Annotated in this window: 6 protein-coding genes; all 6 read left to right on the top strand. The window is 39.6% G+C overall.

The features are described from left to right. The first annotated feature begins 79 nt into the window (after positions 1–79). The 6 genes from FC27_RS09965 to FC27_RS11955 all read left to right on the top strand — a co-directional run bounded on the left by FC27_RS09965 (position 80) and on the right by FC27_RS11955 (position 6,126). Positions 80–1,030, top strand: coding sequence for a peptidoglycan recognition protein family protein (locus FC27_RS09965; RefSeq protein ID WP_010625115.1), 951 nt, complete (start codon positions 80–82; stop codon positions 1,028–1,030). 272 nt (positions 1,031–1,302) lie between these two features. Then, positions 1,303–2,118 (top strand): YdcF family protein, encoded by an 816-nt coding sequence (locus FC27_RS11665; RefSeq protein WP_081483564.1) that lies wholly within the window; start codon positions 1,303–1,305, stop codon positions 2,116–2,118. A 12-nt stretch (positions 2,119–2,130) separates the two neighbouring features. Next, entirely contained in the window at positions 2,131–3,183 is a 1,053-nt protein-coding gene (locus tag FC27_RS09955; protein WP_010625113.1) for an AI-2E family transporter, read from the top strand. A 138-nt stretch (positions 3,184–3,321) separates the two neighbouring features. After that, a complete protein-coding gene (locus FC27_RS09950) occupies positions 3,322–4,848 on the top strand; it encodes a hypothetical protein (protein WP_010625112.1) in 1,527 nt (508 codons plus the stop codon). A gap of 80 nt (positions 4,849–4,928) precedes the next feature. Beyond that, on the top strand, positions 4,929–5,618 hold the full coding sequence (locus FC27_RS09945; RefSeq protein ID WP_010625111.1) for a 2,3-diphosphoglycerate-dependent phosphoglycerate mutase: 690 nt from the start codon (positions 4,929–4,931) through the stop codon (positions 5,616–5,618). Positions 5,619–5,763: 145 nt separating this feature from the next. Beyond that, positions 5,764–6,126, top strand: coding sequence for an SPFH domain-containing protein (locus tag FC27_RS11955; RefSeq protein WP_010625110.1), 363 nt, complete (start codon positions 5,764–5,766; stop codon positions 6,124–6,126). Positions 6,127–6,132: the final 6 nt, after the last annotated feature.

The raw sequence follows: 6,132 nt of genomic DNA, 5'->3' as shown, positions 1-6,132 counted from the left end.
CCAGAAAGTTTAGACCCATAATTACTTATTGATTAAGTCTTTTTTTCTTGTCAGGGGATTTTCTAAGGGGGAATAGAAAATGATTTTTGGAAAAAAGTTTTGGGCTGGACTGGCATTGGCTGTGTCACTGACCGGTTTTGGCTTAGTTGCAACTGAGCAAGTTGCGCCGCAATCATTGGGGACTCAAGAAGCCAAAGCTGACTCTTGGATCAATCAATACATTACTCAGCATGATATCGCACCAGTGCCGATCACTTATCAAGAGGGGACGTTCAGCGAGTGGTTCGGTTATGAGAATGGTGTCGGACATCCAGAAGGTGTCTTGATTCATGAAACAGCTGATCCCAATGTTTCAGCGGCTAGATTTGCCCAAAGCTTCAATAATAATTGGCCACGTTTGGAGACTTATGTCCATGCTTTTACTGACGACACGCAAACAATTAATATTCACAATACTGATTATGGTGTTTGGGGTGCTGGTCCGACTGCCAATGCAAGATATATTCAAATTGAGCTTTGTGAAGTTGCTACGGTTGACCAATTTGCTCGTTCAGTAGCTAACGACGCTTACTATGTTGCCTCGATGCTCCATAAGTATAATTTACCAGTTGAATATGGTACGACTGTTGTCACGCATGCCCAAGTATCTCAATGGTTCCACGAGACTGACCATACTGACCCGACTGGCTACTTTGCTAAATGGGGTTATGGCGTGGATCAATTTATTCCGCTGATCAATACGTATTACAATGCGATGTCGAATGGTTCGATGACTGTCGACAATGGCTCGACTAACAATGGCGGTGTTTCTGGTCAAACGGGAACGGTCAGAGTTGATAATTCATCGAGTTTTATGGTGCCATTAGTTTCGTTTGATAATTCTGGCAATGCCAAGACTGTTAACCGTGGTTTGGCTAACGACACTCCTTGGTACACTGATAAGCAACGGACTTACCGTGATCATACGTACTATCGTGTTTCGACCAATGAATGGGTCATGGACTCATATTGTCACTACACGGCAGCTTAATAAAATGATTTATATTTTGAATATAAATGAATAAATAAAAATTAAAAAAGGTCAGCAAACCTGCTGGCCTTTTGTCTTGCAAGCTTTCTGGCAATCTAACAAATGATGCTAGTTTCGTTGTATAATGTTGATAATCAGGAAAGAATCTTTATATTTTTTGAAATTGAGATTGTTCCTGAACTGAAACGACCTGTGACGATTAAGCAAGGGGGCAGTAATGCCTAATCAAATCACAGATCCAGACACTGGATCTAACAAACGAGGGAAGACATATGTCATTTTTTACTTATATTGTAATCGTGGCTGTGCTGGAATTTGCTCTGGTTTGGAATGTTAGATTTTTATTTAGTCGGCATCCCTTACCTACATTAGCTGCGTTGATCATATTTATATTTGGTTTAGTTCCACCGATTATTAAATTGCAGAATTTTCCACAAATATCGCCGATCTATACGATATTTTTAGCTTTCATATTCTGCGCCGATTTAATGTTTTTGATTATAATGGGGATTTATTATTTTTATGTCAGGTATTATTCGAAGGACGAATCGGTCAGCCAAGCAGACTACATCGTAGTCTTGGGGTCGAAGTTCATGAGTAATCGGATCCCACCTATATTGATGAGTCGCTTGGATAAGACTTTACAAGTTTATCGCAACATGGAAAAGAAGCCGATGATCATCGTCAGTGGTGGCAAGAGTTCGATCACGAAGATCAAAGAGTCAGCTATTATGCGTCAGTATTTGTTGGAAAAGGGGATACCTGACGAACAGATCTTAGTCGAAGAGGAATCGGAGAATACTTCAGAAAATTTGGAGTTCTCTTCGATCTTGGTCAAGCAGCACTGGCAAGGGGAAAGAAATCCTAAGATCGTCGTAGTGACGAGTGAGTTCCACATTCCACGCTCGAAGCAATTTGCTGAAGCAGTTGGTTTTGTAGTCAGTTTCGTACCGGCAATAACAATGCCAGTCTTCAAATGGCCCGCGATGTTCCGTGAGTTTACAGCAATTATCTGGTATTATAGATACACGATTGAAACCATCATGTTGATGATGATCGTTCTACTTATTTGTACCTTTGTGCCATAAGGAGTTTTGTGTATGAGTCTATATGACAAATTTGTTGCTAACAAACGGCTCCGTCGAGCTGTTTTACTAGTCGTAGTTATTGTCTTATTCTATTTGTTTAGAAGTATGTTGAGCTTATTCTTACTAACGTTTATTTTTACGTTCCTGTCAGTTCAGTTAGTTAGAGCGGTTCAAAAACATTTCAAGCTCAAGCCAATGTGGATCATTGCACCGACTTATATCCTGATTATTGCCTTACTAGTCTTTGCGGTCACCAACTATATCCCGCAATTAGTTCATCAGTCGGTCAAAATCGTTAATTCGTTGACTCAGTTTTATCAAAGTAAGGAAGTCCGCGATAATCAATATCTAGCTTATGTTTATGATTATCTTCAACAGATCAACTTAGATAACCAGATCAAGACGTTTGCCTCGCAATTGGTAAATTACGTTTCCAGCGTTGGTGCTACTGGCGTCAATATCTTCTTATCATTCATCTTGAGTTTCTTCTATACTTCCCAAGTTGATGAAATGAATCAGTTTGGACGTCAATTTTTGAACAGTAACTATAGCTGGCTGTTTGACGATATCCGTTATTACGGTCAAAAATTCATCAATACCTTTGGTGTTGTTATCGAAGCGCAATTGATGATTGCGGTCGTCAACACTGTTTTGACGACTATTACCTTGATCGTAATGCAGATGCCAGGCGTCATCGCCTTAGCCGCCATGGTCTTCTTCTTGTCACTGATCCCAGTGGCTGGTGTGATCATTTCCTTGATCCCACTAAGTTTCGTGGCTTACTCAGTCGATGGTTTGAAGTACGTCGTTTACATTATTGTGATGGTCATCGTGATCCACATGATCGAAACATATTTCTTAAATCCAAAATTCATGTCGAGCATGACTCATTTGCCGATCTTCTTTACCTTCGTCATCCTGATAGTTTCTGAAGAATTACTAGGGACTTGGGGCTTGATCGTCGGTATCCCGATCTTCGTCTTCTTCTTAGATATCCTAGGAGTTCACCAGATAGGTGGTAAAAAGAAACCGAAGATGCGACCGTGGAAGTTTAAAAAATCATAAAAAAAACGAAAAGTGCCCATTTGGGCACTTTTCTTTATTATAATAGGGATAATAGTTGTTCATTTATAATAGAACTTAACATGTGGTCAGGCAAAGTGAACTAAAACCACATTCTGAATACATAAGGGAGATTTGGTTATGTCATTTTTTGATAGAAATAAAAAATCTGGTGATAACAAAAGAAGTCGGTCCACAGAAAATACTGACGGATCACAAGGTACACCACAATTCAGCAGTGTACCGCCATTTCCACAACAACAACCAGATGTTGATCCTAATATAAATAGCACACCGATCCAACCAGATCAACAAGCTACACCAATGAACGGTCAAAATATGAATCCACCGATCGATAATAATGATCAAAACCAAATGCAGATGCCACAAAATCAGCCCCAAGCAACTGATCGTGACTTTGTAGCCAGTGACTCGGTTCAATCAGATGGTCCCGAAATGAATGGTTATTATTATGAAGAACAAGCTGTTCCTGAAAAAGATAATCAGGATTGGGTCGGTACTCAAGCAGATCTTGAAGGTATCATCAACCAAGAAAATGACGTTAAAAAACAATTGCGTTATCAATTGTTATCGTCACGAAGTTATTACAATTATGTTTTGCGTAGTTTAGGTAAAGACCAAGACAACGCCAGAACTGAAACGAACGACCAGATTGCTAAGATCAACGAATCTTTGAAGAAATGGTTCGGCTCTTCAGAAATGGCCAATGAGATTTTCTTGGACCCTAACCGAAATTATTTCATCTTCAGTGACCACTTGGAAACTGATCCAGATGAAGGCGAACGTCAAATGTGGACTAAATTGACACAAACATTCAATGACCACGGTTTTTTAGCTAATACCATTACGGTTTCTTATGATGATCTAGCCAATCAAACTTGGGCTGACTATCAAAATTCTGACCTCGTAAATCCTAATTCTTACTTATTGAATATGTACAACGACTTGCAAGGACGCAATCAAAACATGCCGATCACTGCAGCTGAGATTCCATTTCAAGAAGACTACAAAGTTGAACATGATAAGGAGAAGAATGTCGACAAGATTTATGACGATGATAATTTGATCATGGAAGTCGCTCGAAATGGCCATGGCCAATTGAAAGTCATCCGTCACTATGACGACCGCAAGTTATTGAGTCGTGATATTTTCGATGTCAATGGCGTCAACTCCGCCACGCAATTTTATGATCCCCAAAATCCTAATCGGGTCATTCGCGAAAACTTTTATCGTCAAGATGGCACTCTCGTCTTGATCAAGAATTATACCGATGAAGAACCATTTATTCAGTTATTCTCTCGGGGGAATGTTTTGATCAGTACCTTCAAGAGTGATGAAGAGTTGATCTTCTGGTGGTTGAAGAATCAGGCATTACGCAATATGCAGGCAACAATCTTCGTTTCGATCGATTCAGCTTTTTATAAGAAATTGCTCGACTTACGTAAATACAGTATCGAGATAATCCCCATCGTGATGACGCAAGATCAAAATGCCAGCATCGTGACTGATTTGCTCAATGGAACGGATAAAATCACAGCTGTTTTTGCCGGTAATGACAATGTTAATGGCTACTTGAACAAGAACGCTAAGGTCGATATGGATATTTCGACTTTGGAGGACGTTGAGACGCCAATATATAAACACTAAAAGTGGGTACGTACCACTTTTTTTTATTGCCTAAATCGTGTAAAATGTATCGTGTTAAAGAAATGAAAAGAGGAAATGAAATGGCAAAATTAGTTTTCATTCGTCACGGACAAAGTGAATGGAATTTATCTAATCAATTTACTGGCTGGGTTGACGTTGACCTTAGTGAAGAAGGCGTTAAACAAGCACAAAATGCTGGTAAGCTTCTTAAAGAATCAGGTATCGAATTCGACCAAGCTTATACTTCAGTATTAACTCGTGCTATCAAGACATTGCACTATGCTCTTGAAGGCTGTGGCCAATTATGGATTCCTGAAATGAAGACTTGGAGATTGAACGAACGTCATTATGGCGCACTTCAAGGCTTGAACAAGAAAGAAACTGCTGACAAATATGGTGATGAACAAGTTCATATCTGGAGACGTTCATATGATACTTTACCTCCATTATTGGAAGCTACTGACGAAGGTTCAGCTGCTAAAGACCGTCGTTACGCAAACTTGGATCCAAAGATCATCCCTGGTGGCGAAAACCTCAAGGTTACTTTGGAACGTGTTATTCCTTTCTGGGAAGACGAAATTGCTCCTAAGTTGTTAGATGGCAAGAACGTTATCATTGCTGCACATGGTAACTCACTACGTGCCCTAACAAAATACATCGAAGACATTTCTGACGAAGACATCATGGATGTTGAAATGACAACTGGTGAACCAGTTGTTTATGACTTGGATGACAAGTTGAACGTTACACACAAAGAAAAATTAAACTAATTTCAAATTAATTTTGAAACTAAGAGCCGTTGGTGAGAGTTATCTCGCCAGCGACTTTTTTTATACCATCAAAAATATTAATAATATAATCGGGCATTATCAATTTTAAGTCCGATTAATTATAAGTTAAGGAAAATAAAATACTATGGGATTAATTAAAGCATTTACTGGTGCCCTAGGTGGCACTTTAGCTGACCAATGGAAAGATATAATCACGGCTGACGATTTCGATGAGCATGTTGTGATTGCACCAGGTGTTTTTGTTGCATCCAATAATGGTAGGAGTTCAAACTTCAAGGGATCAGCGGCCGTCGTCACTAATGGTTCGAAGATCTATATTCCGGAAAATACTGCGGCCGTAATCTTTAATCAAGGCGGTATCGAAGAGGTAGTTTCAGAAGCTGGTGGCTATGAATATCAGGCTGGTCAGGCTTCAATCTTTGGCGGTACCAAAATGGCTAAATCGATCGTGGATCAAACTAAAGAACGTTTTGGTTACGGTGGTTAGTCACCT

The organism is Companilactobacillus versmoldensis DSM 14857 = KCTC 3814 (assembly GCF_001434295.1).
Lineage (GTDB): Bacteria > Bacillota > Bacilli > Lactobacillales > Lactobacillaceae > Companilactobacillus > Companilactobacillus versmoldensis.
This window is presented reverse-complemented; position numbering and strand designations above follow the sequence as displayed.